This window comes from Rhodococcus yunnanensis NBRC 103083 (genome assembly GCF_001895005.1).
Classification (GTDB): domain Bacteria; phylum Actinomycetota; class Actinomycetes; order Mycobacteriales; family Mycobacteriaceae; genus Rhodococcoides; species Rhodococcoides yunnanense.
The window spans coordinates 171,353-188,489 of record NZ_BCXH01000011.1; the positions used below are offsets into that span (position 1 = coordinate 171,353).

At 63.4% G+C, this 17,137-nt stretch carries 15 protein-coding genes; 10 read left to right on the forward strand and 5 right to left on the reverse strand.

The window, feature by feature from the left end; translation table 11 throughout:
• The first annotated feature begins 108 nt into the window (after positions 1–108).
• From RY1_RS18185 to sucD, 3 genes are all read left to right on the forward strand, one after another.
• Entirely contained in the window at positions 109–1,968 is a 1,860-nt protein-coding gene (locus RY1_RS18185) for a hypothetical protein (RefSeq protein WP_245819739.1), read from the forward strand.
• Between the two features lie 149 nt (positions 1,969–2,117).
• On the forward strand, positions 2,118–3,281 hold the full coding sequence (gene sucC / locus RY1_RS18190; RefSeq protein ID WP_072805405.1) for an ADP-forming succinate--CoA ligase subunit beta: 1,164 nt from the start codon (positions 2,118–2,120) through the stop codon (positions 3,279–3,281).
• 8 nt (positions 3,282–3,289) lie between these two features.
• The gene (gene sucD / locus RY1_RS18195) at positions 3,290–4,201 is read left to right on the forward strand and encodes a succinate--CoA ligase subunit alpha (RefSeq protein ID WP_072805406.1); all 912 of its coding nucleotides are present in this window, start codon (positions 3,290–3,292) and stop codon (positions 4,199–4,201) included.
• Positions 4,202–4,319: 118 nt separating this feature from the next.
• Here sucD and RY1_RS18200 read toward each other — a convergent pair whose 3' ends face one another.
• Positions 4,320–5,381: an ABC transporter substrate-binding protein gene (locus tag RY1_RS18200; protein ID WP_072805408.1), complete on the reverse strand. Its 1,062-nt coding sequence runs from the start codon at positions 5,379–5,381 to the stop codon at positions 4,320–4,322.
• A 148-nt stretch (positions 5,382–5,529) separates the two neighbouring features.
• Here RY1_RS18200 and RY1_RS18205 point away from each other — a divergent pair, with 148 nt between their 5' ends.
• The 6 genes from RY1_RS18205 (at position 5,530) to purH (ending at position 13,065) form a co-directional block, all read left to right on the forward strand.
• Complete coding sequence (locus RY1_RS18205; protein ID WP_072805472.1) at positions 5,530–6,753, forward strand: acyl-CoA dehydrogenase family protein; 1,224 nt, start codon at positions 5,530–5,532, stop codon at positions 6,751–6,753.
• 26 nt (positions 6,754–6,779) lie between these two features.
• On the forward strand, positions 6,780–7,904 hold the full coding sequence (gene sfnG, locus RY1_RS18210; protein WP_072805409.1) for a dimethylsulfone monooxygenase SfnG: 1,125 nt from the start codon (positions 6,780–6,782) through the stop codon (positions 7,902–7,904).
• A 79-nt stretch (positions 7,905–7,983) separates the two neighbouring features.
• Positions 7,984–9,270, forward strand: a complete 1,287-nt coding sequence (locus RY1_RS18215; protein ID WP_072805410.1) for a DUF5336 domain-containing protein — start codon at positions 7,984–7,986, stop codon at positions 9,268–9,270.
• Between the two features lie 57 nt (positions 9,271–9,327).
• Positions 9,328–10,830, forward strand: coding sequence for a cell division protein PerM (locus tag RY1_RS18220; protein ID WP_245819741.1), 1,503 nt, complete (start codon positions 9,328–9,330; stop codon positions 10,828–10,830).
• Between the two features lie 61 nt (positions 10,831–10,891).
• Positions 10,892–11,515, forward strand: a complete 624-nt coding sequence (gene purN, locus RY1_RS18225) for a phosphoribosylglycinamide formyltransferase (RefSeq protein ID WP_072805474.1) — start codon at positions 10,892–10,894, stop codon at positions 11,513–11,515.
• Positions 11,512–13,065: a bifunctional phosphoribosylaminoimidazolecarboxamide formyltransferase/IMP cyclohydrolase gene (gene purH, locus RY1_RS18230; RefSeq protein WP_072805411.1), complete on the forward strand. Its 1,554-nt coding sequence runs from the start codon at positions 11,512–11,514 to the stop codon at positions 13,063–13,065. Before purN ends, purH begins: the two co-directional genes overlap by 4 nt.
• 30 nt (positions 13,066–13,095) lie before the next feature.
• On the opposite strand, the gene RY1_RS29430 is transcribed toward purH, so the two are convergent.
• Genes RY1_RS29430 through RY1_RS29770 form a run of 3 tightly spaced genes read right to left on the reverse strand, consistent with a single transcriptional unit; the run spans position 13,096 to position 15,516 of the window.
• A complete protein-coding gene (locus tag RY1_RS29430) occupies positions 13,096–13,449 on the reverse strand; it encodes a response regulator transcription factor (protein ID WP_218019816.1) in 354 nt (117 codons plus the stop codon).
• A 28-nt stretch (positions 13,450–13,477) separates the two neighbouring features.
• Positions 13,478–14,863, reverse strand: a complete 1,386-nt coding sequence (locus tag RY1_RS31040; RefSeq protein WP_072805412.1) for a M20/M25/M40 family metallo-hydrolase — start codon at positions 14,861–14,863, stop codon at positions 13,478–13,480.
• Between the two features lie 2 nt (positions 14,864–14,865).
• Positions 14,866–15,516: a hypothetical protein gene (locus RY1_RS29770; protein ID WP_139279903.1), complete on the reverse strand. Its 651-nt coding sequence runs from the start codon at positions 15,514–15,516 to the stop codon at positions 14,866–14,868.
• 102 nt (positions 15,517–15,618) lie between these two features.
• Here RY1_RS29770 and RY1_RS29775 point away from each other — a divergent pair, with 102 nt between their 5' ends.
• Positions 15,619–16,107: a hypothetical protein gene (locus RY1_RS29775; protein WP_139279904.1), complete on the forward strand. Its 489-nt coding sequence runs from the start codon at positions 15,619–15,621 to the stop codon at positions 16,105–16,107.
• Here RY1_RS29775 and RY1_RS29780 read toward each other — a convergent pair.
• Positions 16,091–16,987 (reverse strand): hypothetical protein, encoded by an 897-nt coding sequence (locus tag RY1_RS29780; protein ID WP_139279905.1) that lies wholly within the window; start codon positions 16,985–16,987, stop codon positions 16,091–16,093. The two genes, RY1_RS29775 and RY1_RS29780, sit on opposite strands and share 17 nt — an antisense overlap.
• Between the last annotated feature and the right edge of the window lie 150 nt (positions 16,988–17,137).

A 17,137-nucleotide genomic window follows, 5' to 3' on the forward strand; every position in this document is an offset into this window, starting at 1 on the left:
GCGAAGACGCCGCGGCGTCTCCACTCGGTCACGATTACCCGCCTCGTCGTTATCGAAACACCGCGAGAGGTGACCGACTTGTTCGGCGTCGAACGATAGCGTTCACCCGTGCCATCCCCATCTCGGATCGATCCGTCCGGCAAAGTCCCCCCTCGTCGTATCGAGCGTGGAAACGACGAGGACAAGAGTGCTCGGCCCGCCGCCGTCGTCGCAGCAGTACTGATGTCGATCGCGGCACTCGTCGCTGCTGCGGCACTCGTGGTCGACACGGTCCGCGTCGAGTCCGCGAGCGCTGTCGGCGGAGGTGTCGAGTCCGCGAGCGCTGTCGGCGTAGGTGTTGTCGCCGCCGCGATCATCTCGATCGCCCCGCTCGTCGTGACCGCACTCGCCGCCCTCGCCGCGGCTTCTCGCAGCCCCGCATTCGCCGGGGCGCTCACGGCCGGAGTCGGCGCGGTCGCCGTCGGGCTCGCGGTCCTGGACATCGGTCTGCTGCTGGACCCGATCGACGCGAACCGGCTGGAGCTGTTTCGGCCGGTCACCGCCGCACCGCTCGAGCCCGGCCCCGGTGCGTACCTGATGTTGGCCGCCCATGTGGTGGCGGTGCTGGCGGGCGTGTGGGGTTGGGTCGCGGTCGGCCGGGCGTCCCTGACCGACGGGTACGGGCAGTCGGCCGGCCCGGATCTCACCGGCCGCGCCGCTGCCGCTCGCATCGGCGGGGTGGTGTCGTCGGTCGCAGCAGTGGCCGCAGCGCTCGTGGCCGGATCGATGTTCGTACCGCCCTACGTCTCCGCCGACTCCATCGTGCTGGTTCCGGCGATCATCGAGTCGCCGTGGACGACGGCGGTGGGATCCGGCCTCGTCGCGTTGGCAGCACTCGTCGTCACCGCCTCCGCGCTGGCGTCGATCTCGCCTGCCGTCGCGTCGGGCACGCTGATCGGCGCGGGAGCGACGCTGCTCGGTCTCACCGGCGCACGAGTGACAGCGGGTCTGTCGTCGGGCGCCGGGATCGAGGTGTCGCCGGGTGCCGTGGTCGGAGTGATCGCGTCCGGGGTGATCGTGGTCGCAGGAGTACTGGCGCTGCCGCTGGCTGCGGCCCGGGATCGGCGAGCGGCGCGCACGTCGCAGGACCGGGTTCGATCGACTGCCGAGGCCGGATCGGATGTGAACGCGGCGTCGACGCGGTGGCACCTCGTCGCTGGGTCGGCCGGTGCGCTCGCCGGGGTCCTGCTGGCCGCGGCAGGGTTGCTTCCGGTTCTGAGCGTCCCGGACGGGTTGTCGCCCCCGACTGTCCTTGCGACACGAACTGCGCTCATCGCCGGAGTGGTGCTCGTCCTCGCGTCCGTGCCGATGTTCTTCTCGCTGTTCGCCGCTACCGTCGCACCGGCCCTCGGAGTGTTGAGCGTCGCAGCGTTCATGGCTGCGTCGGGGGTACTGCAGTCGGTCGTCCTCGCCAGCGATATCGCAGGGATCTCCGTCGGAACCGGAGGCTTCGCGACGATCGCCGGATCGGTGGCGGCCCTCGTGTGCGGAAGTGCGGTCCTGCTCGCGGGAAGCGCCGAACGTGACGACGTCGACACCTCCCGCCGTGCCACCGACGTCGTGGTCGGCTCGGTTGCCTGTGTCGGCGCGATCGTCTCGGCAGTCGGCTTGGCGCTGCCGCTGTATCGAGGTGTCGACGTCACGGCTGCGACGGTCGTCGAACTTCCGTGGGGCTGGGATGTCTGGGGTCAGATCGCGCTGGCTGTGACACTGCTGATCGGCGCCGTCGTCGCGGCGCGGTCGAGGCGCTCACGCGGGACCTCGTTGCTCGTCGGCGCCGTCGTGGCCATGGTGATCTATTTGCTCGGCTGGCCGCTCACACAGGCGCGCGCCGTCGCTCCGGTCGTCGGGCCCGGGTTGTTCGCCGGGGTGGTCGGAACGGTGATTCTCGTTGCGGCTGCACTACTTTCGGCTCGCCGGCAGTCCTAGTGAGACGTGGGACACAGCGGCCGTGCCGGTGAGATAGACCACATAGCATCCATGCGCCCGATGGAGCGCCGGAGCACCTGGATAAAGTCGGTCATCAGACCCGCTCACACCCGACGAGCGGGCGTCAACGTAGACGAGACGGTGAGCTGATGGATCTCTTCGAATACCAGGCGAAGGAATTGTTCGCCAAGCATGGCGTACCAACTTCAGCCGGTCGTGTCACGGACACGGTTGCCGGCGCAACAGAAATTGCCGAGGAAATCGGCAAGCCAGTGATGGTCAAGGCTCAGGTCAAGGTCGGCGGCCGCGGCAAGGCCGGCGGCGTCAAGTACTCAAAGGACGTTGCTGCAGCTACCGAGAACGCCGAAGCGATTCTCGGACTCGACATCAAGGGCCATGTCGTGAAGAAGCTTCTCGTTGCAGAAGCTTCCGACATCGCGGAGGAGTACTACATCTCCTTCCTGCTCGACCGCACCAACCGCACCTACCTCGCGATGTGTTCGGTCGAAGGTGGAGTCGAAATCGAGGTGACGGCGGAGGAGAACCCCGACGCACTCGCGAAGATCCCGGTCGACGCCGTCAAGGGCGTCGACCTTGCTTTTGCTCGTGAAATCGCCGAAAAGGGCAAGCTTCCCGCCGAGGTGCTCGACGCCGCTGCGGTGACCATCCAGAAGCTGTGGGAAGTCTTCATCAACGAAGACGCCCTGCTGGTCGAGGTCAACCCGCTGGTTCGCACCCCGTCCGATGAGATCCTCGCCCTCGACGGCAAGGTCACGCTCGACGCGAATGCCGACTTCCGCCAGGCAGGTCACGCGGAATTCGAGGACAAGGACGCAGCAGATCCTCTCGAGGCCAAGGCCAAGGAGAACGACCTCAACTACGTCAAGCTCGACGGACAGGTCGGAATCATCGGCAACGGTGCCGGTCTGGTCATGTCGACGCTCGACGTCGTCGCATACGCCGGTGAGGCGCACGGTGGCGTCAAGCCCGCCAACTTCCTCGACATCGGTGGCGGCGCCTCGGCCGAGGTCATGGCCGCAGGCCTCGACGTCATCCTCGGTGACGAGCAGGTCAAGAGCGTGTTCGTCAACGTCTTCGGTGGAATCACCGCATGCGACGCTGTGGCGAACGGCATCGTCGGCGCGCTGAAGAAGCTGGGCGACGACGCCAACAAGCCGCTGGTTGTCCGTCTCGACGGCAACAAGGTCGAAGAGGGCCGCAAGATTCTTGCCGACGCCGCGCACCCTCTGGTGACGCTCGCCGGAACCATGGACGAGGGCGCCGACAAGGCCGCCGAGCTGGCAGCGAAGTAGAGGAAACCATGTCTATCTTTCTGAACAAGGACAACAAGGTCATCGTCCAGGGCATCACCGGCGGCGAGGGCACCAAGCACACCGCCCTGATGCTCAAGGCCGGTACCCAGGTCGTCGGCGGCGTCAACGCACGCAAGGCCGGCACCACGGTCAAGCATGTCGACGCCGACGGCAACGACATCGAACTCCCCGTCTTCGGCACCGTCGCCGAGGCCATCGAGAAGACCGGCGCCGACGTCTCCATCGCGTTCGTCCCGCCTGCATTCTCGAAGGACGCCATCGTCGAAGCGATCGACGCAGAGATCCCACTGCTCGTCGTGATCACCGAGGGCATCCCCGTGCAGGACTCCGCATACGCGTGGGCCTACAACGTGGAGAAGGGCAAGAAGACCCGCATCATCGGCCCGAACTGCCCCGGAATCATCACTCCCGGTGAAGCTCTCGTCGGCATCACGCCCGCCAACATCTCCGGAACCGGCCCCATCGGCCTGGTCAGCAAGTCCGGCACGTTGACCTACCAGATGATGTTCGAGCTCCGTGACTTCGGATTCTCGACGGCCATCGGTATCGGCGGAGACCCGGTCATCGGTACGACGCACATCGACGCCATCGAGGCATTCGAAGCGGACCCCGAGACCAAGCTCATCGTCATGATCGGTGAGATCGGTGGCGACGCCGAAGAGCGTGCAGCCGACTACATCAAGGCCAATGTGACCAAGCCGGTCGTCGGCTACGTCGCAGGCTTCACCGCTCCCGAGGGCAAGACCATGGGCCACGCAGGCGCCATCGTCTCCGGTTCGCTCGGCACGGCTCAGGCGAAGAAGGACGCGCTCGAGGCTGCAGGCGTCAAGGTCGGCAAGACGCCGTCCGAGACCGCTGCACTCGCACGCGAGATCCTGGAATCGCTTTCCGTCAAGTAGGGCGTATTCCCTACTGCAGGAACCGTTCACACTGAAGGGGCGCACACGGTCGACAGACCGTGTGCGCCCCTTCAGTCATGTCAGCGGCACCGTTTGGGTCGTCACTGCTGGTAGTGCGTCACTGTGTGAGTGTGTCGGTGAGGACATTCAGAACGAGGGTCGCGGCGGTCGGTCCGGCATTGAGGAACCACGGATCGTCCTCGACGGCGACGATGTGATTCTCCGTTGCCGCACTCATCGAAGTCCAGAGCGGGTTGGAGGTGAAGGTCTCCGCGTTCGAGCCGGGGGTGCCGGTCTGCTGGTTGGAGACGAAAACCCAATCGGCGTCGGCCAATTGAATTTCCTCTTCGCTGAAGTCGCGCGCGACCTTGTCGAATTGCTGGCTTTCCGGACGTCCGAGTCCGGCATCCCATGCGATGAAGCCGGCGAACGACGGTACGCCGTACACGCGTGCCAGGTCGGCAGTGAAGCGAACGAAAGAGACTGTGGGCGAATCGGATCCGACGGTATCGCCGAGTTCGTGAGCATCGTCGAGGAAATCGTCGAGGTACTGCTGGGCTTGCTCGGTACGCCCGAGCGCGGCGGCGATCAGAAGGAAATCTTGTTTCCAGTTGATGCCGACGCCCTCGGTGAGAACGGTGGGCGCAATGGCGGACAGGAGTGGGTAGTCCTCTTCCGACGCCGTGTTGTTTCCGAGTATCAGATCGGGCTGGATCGCCGCGAGTGCTTCGAAATTGACGTCCTGGCGATTGCCGACATCGACGAACGACGCCATCTGCTCGGAGTACTGAGGGAACGAACGGGACAGGTACTCCGGGACGAGTTCGGCTCCACCGGCGTAGGTGACCCCGACGGGAAGTACGTCGAGTGTGAGGACGGAATCGAGTTGGCCTGTGGCGAGCACAACAACTCTCTTAGGTTCCGCCGGGATGTCGGTGGACCCTGCGAAGTGCCCGACGGTGCGTGGGAACACGCCGTCGGCCAGGCCGGGAGAGCCCATGCCGTCGGGCACAGCGGTAGGCCCCGGTGTGTCGGCAGATGAGTTGGGGGCAGCAGTGTCGGGGGCTGCGGAGGTGGTGGACGGGGCGGTCGCGGTCGAGTCGGGTGAAGAGCTCGAACAGGCGGACAGTCCAAGGAGGGATATGACCACGAGCGAGGTGGTGAACAGAGAGCGTTTCAAGTCGATGTCTTTCGCACAGCAGTGAAGGGACAAGGTAAAGCTATCTTTACTTCAATGTTCAACACAATTCGGCGGAAATGGCCCTCCGTTGCATTCATCGTGATTTCAAGTGTGGGCAGGGTCGGTGAAGATCGGTTCACTGGTGACCATGACCACAACCGAGAACAGAGCACTTGCACGCGACTGGCCGGACGCTCCCACGTCTCCCGAGGGCTGGATCGGTAGAGCGGGGGAGGTGGCTCAGATCCTTGCGGTCGACGCCGTTGCACGAGATCGCGGGCGCGAGGCACCCTTCGCGGAGGTCCAGCTGCTCAAGGACGCCGGGCTTGTCACGCTGCTGGGTCCAGTGGAACACGGTGGTGCAGGCCAGGATTGGCCTACGGCACTGCATGTGATCCGCCGTGTCGCCGCGGCCGACGGATCCATCGGGCAGCTGCTCGGCTACCACCTGCTGTGGTTCTGGGCCGCGCGATTGGTGGGAACGAAGGAGCAGATCGAGGCGGTCGAAGAGGCTGCGACGACGAACAAGTGGTTCTTCGGCGGCGCCGTCAATCCTCGCGACAACGATGTGTCGGTCACCGACGAGGGCGACACGCTTGTGTTCGACGGAAAGAAGACGTTCTCCACCGGCAGTCGGGTGTCCGACGTGACGGTACTCGAGGGCGCGCTGACCGGCAGCGACGCGCACGTTTTCGCCATCGTCCCGTCGACGATCGACGGACTCGCATTCAACGACGACTGGGACAACATCGGCCAACGTCAGACGGAATCGGGTAGCGTCGAGATCGATCACGTTCGCGTGGACTGGAGCGACGCAGCAGGATTCGTCGACAAGCAGTTTCAGCCACGGGTGTACAACACACTCAATGTCCCCACCATTCAGCTCATCTTCGTCAACTTCTACCTCGGTATCGCGAGGGGTGCTCTCGAGGAAGCCGCGTCCTACACCAAGGAGAACACGCGGGCGTGGCTGCACAGTACCGTCGACACCGCCGTCGACGAGCCGTACATCATCGACATCTATGGAGACCTGACCGCCAAGCTGTGGGCAGTGGAAGCGCTCGCGGACGCAGTTGCGTTGGAAGCGAAGAAGATTCACGACGATGCCTGGAACGTCACGGCCGAGCAGCGCGGTGACCACGAGGTCCGCGTCGCCGCAGTGAAGGCACGTGCGACCGAGGTGTCTCTGGAGATCACCTCGACGGTGTTCGAGGCGCTCGGCGCTCGGGCGACGGCGAGCAAGTACGGGTTCGATCGCTTCTGGCGCAACGTCCGTACGCACACGCTGCACGATCCCGTCGCCTACAAGCGGCGGGAGGTCGGCCGCTGGGTCCTGACGGGCGAACTGCCCGAGCCGACCTGGTATTCGTGACGCGCCCAGCTATATCGAGGAGAACAATGAGCACCGAAAGAATCGCAGACGCAATCAAGTTCGCCTACTGGGTTCCCAATGTCAGCGGCGGCCTCGTCACCAGTGACATCGAGCAGCGCACGAGCTGGGATTACGAGTACAACAAGAAGCTCGCGCAGACTGCGGAGAACAACGGTTTCGAATACGCACTGAGCCAGGTCCGATACGAAGCCAGCTACGGCGCCGAGTTCCAGCACGAGTCCACCAGCTTCAGCCTCGCCCTGCTGCTCGCCACCGAACGGCTGAAAGTCATTGCAGCGGTCCATCCGGGGCTGTGGCAGCCTGCGGTGTTGGCGAAGCTCGGCGCCACCGCCGATCACCTGTCCAACGGGCGATTCGCGGTCAACGTCGTCAGCGGGTGGTTCAAGGACGAGTTCACGCATCTGGGCGAGCCGTGGCTCGAGCACGACGAGAGGTACCGGCGCAGCGCGGAATTCCTTCAGGTACTGCGCAAGATATGGACAGAGGACGACGTCGATTTCCGTGGCGACTTCTATCGGATCCACGACTTCACGCTCAAGCCCAAGCCGCTCAACACCCCCGAACGGCCCAATCCGGAACTGTTCCAGGGTGGCAACTCCTCGGCCGCGCAGGAGAACGCCGGTCGGTATTCGGACTGGTACTTCAGCAACGGCAAGGATTACGACGGGGTCACAGAGCAACTCGTCAACATTCGACGCGTTGCGCGGGACAACGATCGCGAGGTGAAGTTCGGTCTCAACGGATTCATCATCGCGAGGGACACCGAGAAGGAAGCTCGGGACACGCTGCGGGAGATCATCGAGAAGGCCAACAAGCCTGCGGTCGAGGGTTTCAAGGGTGCCGTGCAGCAGGCAGGGTCGTCGACCAAGGACGGCAAGGGAATGTGGGCCGACTCGTCGTTCGAGGATCTGGTGCAGTACAACGACGGATTCAAGAGTCAGCTGATCGGAACACCCGAACAGGTCGCGCACCGCATCTTCGAATATCGCAAGCGCGGAGTCGATCTGATCCTCGGTGGATTCCTGCATTTCCAAGAGGAGATCGAGTACTTCGGCGCGAATGTACTTCCGCTGGTCCGAGAATTGGAAGCCGCGGATTCCTCGACTCCCGCGTTGGTGGACGCAGGCTGAATTCGACGCCGAACCACCCGGTCGGGTCCGTAGACTAGTTTGGTCTACGGACCCGATCTTTCTTTTCGAGGAGTGTGTCATGACTTATTCACCCGAGGGCCCCAATTCTGGGGGTACCGGTTCACCCGGATATGGAGCGGGTGGATACGGCAACTACGGCCCGCCCCAAGGTTCGACGCCCCAGTCCTCTCCGCAGCCCGGCGCATCGCCTGCGAGCGGACAGTCCCCGTACTCGCAACCCCAGTATTCGCAGGGACAGTACTCGCAAGGGCAGTATTCACAAGGGCAGTACGGGCAGGGGCAGTACCCACAACCGCAGTACGGACAGGGGCAGTACCCGCAGTCTCAAAGTTCTCCATCGGGGCAGTCCGGATCCTACGAGCCGGTGGCCACACCGAAGACGGCATCACCGTTGCCGCGCATACTGACGCTCGTCGTCGCCATCTTCGGTGTCGTCAATTTCCTGGCGGGTCTTGCAGGCCAGTACTCTGCATTCGACATCTCGAGCAGTTTCTTCCTCCCTCAGTCCGGCGATCCGACGTCGATCGCGTTGCTGTTGGCCTCGGGCGTCGTCGCCGCGCTCGGTCTGCTTCCGAAGCAACCGAACACGTTGGGGATCTCGGTGGGCCTGGCATTGTCGGGTTGGCTGGTGCTGGTGTTCCAAGCGTTCAGCATCGACAACAGCGACGGGCTCGGTGCCTCGATCGGTCTCGGTGCGGGCGCGATCACCGTGCTGGTGCTCGGTTTCCTGCAGGTCGCCACTGCCGTCGCCGCACTACTGTTCGGTGCTGGAGTGCTGAAAGTGCCTGCTCCGAAACCGGTTTCGTACGGTCAGCAGAATCCGTTCCAGGGTTACGGCCAGCAGGGCCAGAACCCGCAGAGCCAGAACCCGCAGAGCCAGAACCCGCAGGGCCAGCAGTACGGGTACGGGCAGCCGCAGCAGAGCTACGGTAACCCAGGCCAGGGCAATCCGGGTCAGGGCAATCAAGGTCAGGGCAATCCAGGGCAGGGCAATCCGGGGCAGGGGAGTTACGGCCCCCCGACCTACTCCGGGCCGTCCAGCCAGAACACCACCGGTGGCCTCGGTTACCCCGTCGGCACGTCGCCGGATTCCTCGTCCCCCGATTCCTCGCAATCCGATTACTCGCAGCCGGGTTCGAGCGGTCTGACCGGACCTGCCGGGCAGAACTCGCCGTACAGCCAGTATCAGTACGGTCAGCCCCCTGTCGGCTCCGCAGGGTACGGCGAGGCCCAGCACGCCCAGCCGTCCGAGTCGCACGAGGATCACGCCGAAGAAGCAGAGGCGCCGTACAGCGCGCCGACTCAGGCATTCGGGACGACTCCGGACAAGGACGACCAGAAGTGAGTTCCACTCGGCGCGCCTGATCGATCGGCTCGCTCGATGATGCAACGCTCGTAGTCGATGAGCGCTCTACTGAACCACGAGAAGCGGCGGACCTCGCGGACGCAACGCACCCCCACGCGTCCACCGGTCGTGACGCCCGAGCAGTCTCGGATGCTGGTACGAGTCGGCTTCCGGACGCCGGGTGTGCTGATCGCGGCAATCGCCGCCCTCGTGCTGGTGACTCTCGTATCGGTCAACAGCGAACTCACCGGGGCATTCGGAGCCATCGCGGGCCTCTGGTTCGCCGTCCATCAGGTTCCGCTGAGTATTTCGGGGACCTCGCTGGGAGTGTTGCCACTGCTGCCAACCCTGGTTCTGGTGTCGACGGTGGCCCGCGGCGTCAGGTCGGTGGTGTCGGAGACGTCCACGCGTCGCACGGCGATATCGGTGTTCGGGGCTGCGGTACTCGGTCCGGTCGTCGTCACCGCGGTTGCGTTGGCTGTGGCTGCAGACGCGTCGGCCACGATCGGTCTGGCCAGCCCGAACGCGCTGGTGGCGTTCGGCTGGGTTGCCGCCGTGCACGCGGTCGGCGCAGGCATCGGTCTCGGCTTCGGGATGTGGCGTTCCGCAGCAGTGCTGGCATTGCCCGACTGGGTTCGCGACACGCTCCGTCCGACGGTTCGCGCTGCCATGGTCCTCGTGGCCGGGGCAAGTGCAGTGGTGCTCGTCTCGATGGTGGCCTCCTGGTCGACGACGGAGATGCTGCTCAGCGCTGGCAACGGATTCGTCGGCGTCCTGGGATTGACTGTGCTGTCGATCCTCTACCTACCCAATGTCGTTCTCGGATCCCTCGCGGTGTCGGTCGGGTCGGCCGCCCAGGTCGGTGAGGTGTCGGTGAGCATCTTCCACACCACCGGCGGTCCGCTTCCGCCGCTTCCCATGCTGGCGGTGCTGCCGGAAGGCGCCGCACAGAGTGTGTGGTTTCTGATGCTCGTCGTTCCCTTGGCCGCGGGCGTACTGCTCGGCCGGGACTGCGCGCACCGGACGTTCGACGTGCACTACGCGTTGTCCTCGGTCTGGCTCGGTGCTGCCGGCACTGGTGTTGCGACGCTGGTGCTCGGCTTCGCTGCAGGCGGCAATCTCGGAACGTTCGGCACCGTCGAGGTCACAGTCTGGTCGCTCGGCCTGCTGACCTTTGCGTGGCTCGCGGTGATCGGCTCGGTGTCGGCGGCGTACACCGCGTGGCGAGGCGGATCCAAGCAGCCCGAGCCTTCCGAGGTACCCGTACCCGTCGCTCCGGTTCCCGCGGCTGCACCTGCCGAGCCGGTCGTCCACGAGGATCGCGCGCTGGAGGCCGAGATCGTCGAGGAGCCACAGGCGCTTGCGGACCCCACAGACGAGACCCGCGATGTAGAAGTTGTCGAGGCAGAAGTCGTCGAAGTCCCTGCAGTCGATGACCCTGTCGTTGATGACCCTGCCGTCGAGGCCGTCGTCGAAGAAGCTGTTGCCGAGACCCCCGAACCGGTCGACGCCGAGACCACAGAGGACCTGCCCGACACGCCCTCGGACCGCAGCGACTAGTCTGGGCTGGCCCTTCGGAGACGAAGGGCATCCCCCACGACGAGTTTGTAGGAGTAGTGCGCTGACTGCCACGCGTGAGCACCCAGCACGAGTCGTCGTCCTCGCTTCGGGCACCGGTTCGTTGCTTCTGTCGCTGATTGCGGCGTCGCGTGACGAGGCATATCCCGCGCAGATCGTCGCAGTGGGCGTCGACCGTGATTGTGATGCCGCTCGTCACGCACACGATGCCGAGATCCCGCACTTCCGCGTCGGGATTCGCGATCACGCGGATCGAGAAGCGTGGGATGCTGCGCTCACCGATGCCGTCGCGGGACACGAGCCCGATCTCATCGTCACCGCGGGCTTCATGAAGATCCTCGGACCCCGTTTTCTCGACGCGTTCGCCGGTCGTATCGTCAATACCCATCCGGCGCTGCTGCCGTCGTTCCCCGGCGCTCATGCCGTGCGTGACGCGCTCGGATACGGCGTCAAACTGACCGGCTCCACCGTTCACCTCGTCGACGCGGGCGTGGATACCGGGCCGATTCTGGCCCAGGAAGCTGTACCGGTGCAGCCCGACGACGACGAGGCGTCGCTGCACGAGCGAATCAAAACTGTGGAACGCAGGCTGCTGGTCGAAGTGATCGCTGCCGTTGCAGCCCGAGGTGTTGTCTCCGATGGACGAAAGGCTCAGATTAGGCGATGAGTGAACGTAAAGCAGTGCGGCGTGCGCTGGTCAGTGTCTACGACAAGACCGGATTGATCGAGCTCGCGACCGGCTTGCACAATGCGGGCGTCGCTGTGGTGTCCACCGGCTCGACGGCGTCGAAGATCGCCGACGCGGGCATCCCGGTCACCAAGGTCGAGGACCTCACCGGATTCCCGGAGACACTCGACGGACGCGTCAAGACCCTGCATCCCCGCGTGCATGCCGGTGTTCTCGCCGATACCCGTCGCCCCGAGCATCTTTCGCAGCTCGAGGAGCTGGGTATCGAAGCGTTCGAGTTGGTGGTGGTGAACCTGTACCCGTTCACCGATACCGTCGCCAGCGGCGCGACGCCGGACGAATGCGTCGAGCAGATCGACATCGGTGGACCGTCGATGGTGCGGGCCGCGGCCAAGAATCATCCGTCGGTTGCCGTCGTCGTCGATCCGGCTCGGTACGACGACGTGCTCGCTGCTGTCGCAGGCGGCGGATTTACTCTTGCGGAACGTACTTCGCTTGCAGCGCAAGCATTTCAGCACACTGCGTCCTACGATGTCGCGGTGGCATCGTGGATGAGCAGCGTGCTCGTCTCCGACGCGGATTCGCAGTTCCCCGAGTGGATCGGTGGTACGTGGGACCGGTCGGCCGTTCTGCGTTACGGCGAGAACCCGCACCAGGCTGCTGCGCTGTACATCGCGCCGGGAGGCGCCGGCATCGCGCAGGCCGAGCAGTTGCACGGTAAAGAGATGTCGTACAACAACTTCACCGACGCCGATGCAGCCTGGCGCGCGGCGTTCGACCACGATGCGCCCACCGTCGCGATCATCAAGCACGCGAACCCGTGCGGCATCGCGGTCGCCGCGGACATCGCCGATGCACACCGCAAAGCGCATGCCTGCGACCCGGTCAGTGCGTACGGCGGCGTCATCGCAGCCAACCGTGAGGTGACCGTCGAGATGGCCGAGCAGGTCGCGGAGATCTTCACCGAGGTCATCGTCGCTCCCTCGTACGCGGACGGAGCGCTCGGAGTTCTGCAGCGCAAGAAGAACATTCGTGTTCTGCTCGCGACCGCGCCCTCGGCGTCGGGCATCGAGCTCAAGCCGATCTCCGGTGGCACCCTGCTGCAGCAGCGAGACGCAATCGACGCCGAAGGCGACAACCCGGCCAACTGGACACTCGCCGCGGGTGCACCTGCCGACGAGCAGACGTTGAAGGATCTCGAATTCGCTTGGCGTGCAGGGCGGGCCGTGAAGTCCAACGCAATCCTGCTGGCCAAGGACGGTGCCTCGGTCGGCGTCGGCATGGGACAGGTCAATCGCGTCGACGCAGCTCACCTGGCAGTCCAGCGTGCCGGTGATCGGGTCGAGGGTTCGGTCGCGTCCTCGGACGCGTTCTTCCCGTTCCCCGACGGCCTGCAGGTTCTGCTCAACGCTGGCGTCAAAGCCGTCGTTCAGCCCGGCGGATCCGTCCGCGACAACGAGGTCATCGCAGCTGCTCAGGACGCGGGCGTGACCCTCTACCTCACGGGTTCGCGGCACTTCGCGCACTAGCTTGTTCGGCCAACGCCGATGCGTCTGCAGTCAGTGCCTACGCATCGGCGTGGCTGCTCCGAAGACGAGGGCAACCATTTCGGCTCGGCTGTTGACGGCGAGTTTGGCGAAGATTCGTCTCAAATGAGTCGCGACTGTCCAGAGGCTGATCTCCAGCGAGCTCGCGATAGCTCGGTTCGTGTAGCCATTGCTGACCATCCTGGCTATCTCACGTTCGCGTGGACTCAATAGCGCCTTTCGTGTGGGAGCGGCGAAAACAAGGCATCGCATCCCCGCGATGTCCGCGTCGAGTAGCGCCTGCGCGGGTGCGTCCGGGTGCGCTGATGCCTGCCCGTTTTCCGCAAGATCAGCAAGCTTGCGAAGTAGCGCCGCGATTTCGGACACAGGAGTTCCGAGTTCCCCCTCGTGTTCGTCAACCAGTGATGGCGATCGGACCACCGTGCCCACCCCCGAGCATCGTTCCGGCAATTGTAGGGGCATCTGACTTCGCACGCCGCGAATTCGGTCGTCGGTCGATCGATTGCCACAGCATCGTGCTAGCTTGCACCGATCTGAGCCAGTTGGGTATGTGGAGATACTCGTCGGGTCCGTGAGCGTTGTCGTCGGGCGGTCCAAATCCCCATAGAAGCGGCGGAACTCCGAGAACGTCTTCCAGGTCCTGAACGGCGCGAATTGTGCCCCCCGATCTGGCGTACGTGGGTTTCCTTCCGTAGACGATCTTGCACACTCGATCGACGGTGTCGGAGAGAGATGAATCAGGACGGCAGTCCAGGCCTCGTGCGGTTCGTCCGACTCGCACCGTCATGATGGATTCGCATCCCCGTGTAAGCAGTCTTATGAAGCTTCGAGCTGCAATGCCCGCGTCGTATCCAGGAGGAAGTCGGATATCGACCGATGCGCGTGCGCTGGTGGCGATGGATCCTGCTGTTCCGTTCGAACTGACCTGTGTCACAGTCATGGCAGCGTGCGTGGTCAGCCAATTGTGACGACCGATGTTAGGGCTGTGCCGTGCGGGCATACGACCGCCGGACCTCACGATGAGCATGCGATCGGTGGGAGCGGTCAGGCGCGTCGAGATATCGATGCACGTACCCGTGAGCCCTCTGATTTGTTGGACGTACAAGTTGAGCTGGTCCAGCTTGCGTATCACCACGAGTGCCGGGTCCAGAACAGCCCCTCCGAAACGGCCGGCGTGCACTGCTCGGCCACCGACATCGACGACGACGTCGAGGCCGACGACGCCTCGCTGGGAAACAGTGATGGAAGGAGTTGCAAGCGTCGCCTGTTGTGTGTCACTGACTACGACATGTCCGAGTCTGTGAAGTCGACGCTCGCGTCGCACAGTCGACAGAACTTCACGGAGGCCCGGGCTCCCAACTTCCTCAGCTCCTTCTGCCAATACCGCGACATCTTGGTGTAGATCATCCCGCTCGACAAGCGTACGAAGAGCGACGAGGTGGGCAAACAGTTGGCCCTTGTCGTCGCTCGAACCCCGTGCCACCAGCCGGGTGCGTGTCGAGACCGGTGTGAACGGCCGCGAAGACCATCCGGCACCTGCTGGCTGGACGTCGTAATGCCCGTACACGAGGGAAGATCGGACAGTCGCCGTCGAGCCAACGAAGCGACCGAAGACGACCGGCGCGCTGGATGTGGGTAGAACCGAGACAATTGCTCCAGCTCGAGTGAGCCACCGAGCGAGCCAATGTGCGGCGGCCGTGACGTCATGGTGGCGCTTCGGGTCGGAACTGACCGAGGGTATGGCGAGCCATTCGCACAGTTCGCGCAGGCGACCGTCCATGGTCACAGACGAGGTGTACTCGCCGTAGCCTGCGAGCGGTTACCGCGGAACGTGTTGTTTCCGCCGCGTATTGGGTAGGTAGGTGCCCGTCGAACCGATGGCGGAAGAAGATTTGGTGAACGCTCGGAATAGGCTGTAGCGACGCCTGATTGGCCGTGAGAATCCCACGGCATCACTCGATCCGACCCTGTACGACGTGTCAGCGTCATCGCTTGTGCCGATGTCAGCCACTCTTCGGATGACTCCGCCACCTGCATGAGTAGAGTTTCGAACTCTGCCCTGGAGGTTCGGAGAATATGGGGGGCGGACAGCCATCGGAGAACATCACGGCCATTCACCGCCATGCGCTGCCGAGGCGATGACTGCAATTTCTCGTCGAAATAGCGGATCAGGACCTCGTCGACGACATCCCAGCCGTTCTCTGCACCGAAAAGACGTTTGACATCTTCGGATTCGAGGATCCCGAAGCATTCGTCCAACACCTGCATCACTTCGACCCTCAGCACGTTGACGTGGCCGAAAGACGTGAATTTGAGATTGTTTCGCAAATCGAGGCCGGCACGTCTGACAACCGCAATAGAACCGAAACTGGGATCGAGCGCGCGTTCTCGAATCACGTCGCTGATCCTCTTGTCGCGCCAGAACAGCGTCACTTGATTGACAAAGTGAGAGAACAGAGCATGGAAGTCTGTATTCGGTCGACTTTGGCCTGCTCCGAGTCCGCGTCCGTATCCGAGAACTCGACGATATGCAGCATGGCGGTCGTTTCGGGTGTAGCGCAGTACGTCGCGGCGGTCGAACTGGTACAGCCTGTACGCGCCTTGCTCACCGGACAGGCGAACAGCTCCTCCTTCGAACAGTTCCTTCAGTTTCTGCACTACTCGGAAGACACCGATCTGTTCGTGTTGGTAGATGTAGTAGAGGTCGCCGACGGCTCCGATTCGCTCGGAGTTGACGGTATCGTCGTAGGCTTTGACGCCATGGTTCATCTGAACGTCGCCGAAGTGCTGCGCAGCCTGCGGACCGATTCCAGCCAGTTGCGCCAGGCCTTTGTCGGGAAGCTTCGGTTGCTGGAGATCGTTCGACGATGCCGTGTCGATCAGTTCGTCGATCTGTCGGTTGATCTCCTCTGCCAGAGCAGGATTGGATGTCAGACTCCCTGCCAACTGTGCCGTAACGGATTGTCTGAGCCCGGCAATTCGATCCATACGGTCTTGGTAGTCGCGTTCACTCAGCACGGCTAGCTCCTTTGAACTGGGCACTCGGTTCGACGGCCAACGTCGTCTTCATACCCTCCGTCAACATGTTCCCGTTGCCGTCGACGACAGAGACTCGATGGTCGCAGTCGGATAGGTCGTGAGACAACGTGAACTCGGATGTGATCGTGTCACCATCGATGGAGGTCCGGTCTTCGTCCGAGGGCACGGTTTCGCCGCCGGCGATCAGTACAAGATCGTTGTCTGGACGAATGTTCAAACACCGAGCTTCTACGCGAATCCGGACATCGCTGTTGCTTGTTGTGTCGGCGATACGCTCGGTGCGTATGTTCAGCAGGATCGGTGTGTCGGATCTACTGATGCGGCTGGACAGACACACCAGATTCGTCAGTTGCCGTTCCAGGCTCTTGGCCGCATTCTGGGTGCGTGCCGCATAGAGTCCGGGGGGATAGCCGTCGTTCTCGGCCTGTGAAAAGTGGCTCTGGACCAGCTTCTGCAACGTGGCCGCCGTTGGGGTGAGCGAAGTCTGAATTCCATTCCTGCCACCCTCGATGGCAATGGTTTTCGCCTCGTCACCGAGAAACTGGTGGAGCCACCTCAATAGATCCTCGATGGTCATTCCCCCCTCGGACGAATAGATCGTCTGCCGTTCGCTCTGGGGTATCAGAACGGAGTCCAGAGCGGCTTCGAGCTCGTAGACCTGATCTTCGGCGGCAGCGAGGTTGCGTGAGATAAGCACCAGATCAGTTCCTAGGAATCCGCTGTGATCTCCCTGACCGAAGGGCAGGCTATGAAACATCTTCCGCTGAGAGTTCCATGCGTAGGAAAGATCGAGCACCAGGTCGGACAACGTCCAGAATGCCGTGCGAATTTGCTCTTCATCGATCGTGTTCACGTTGTCGTTCACCAGTCCGAACAGCAGTCTGACTTTGCCCAACTGACCGTCGACGTTGTCGGCGGTTTTCCTCGTAGATTGGTCCCCTGTTCGCCCGACGAGAGTTTCGAGATACGCGTCGACCCTGGCGACGTTGGGGCCTCCAGGTGTTCCTAGTTCACC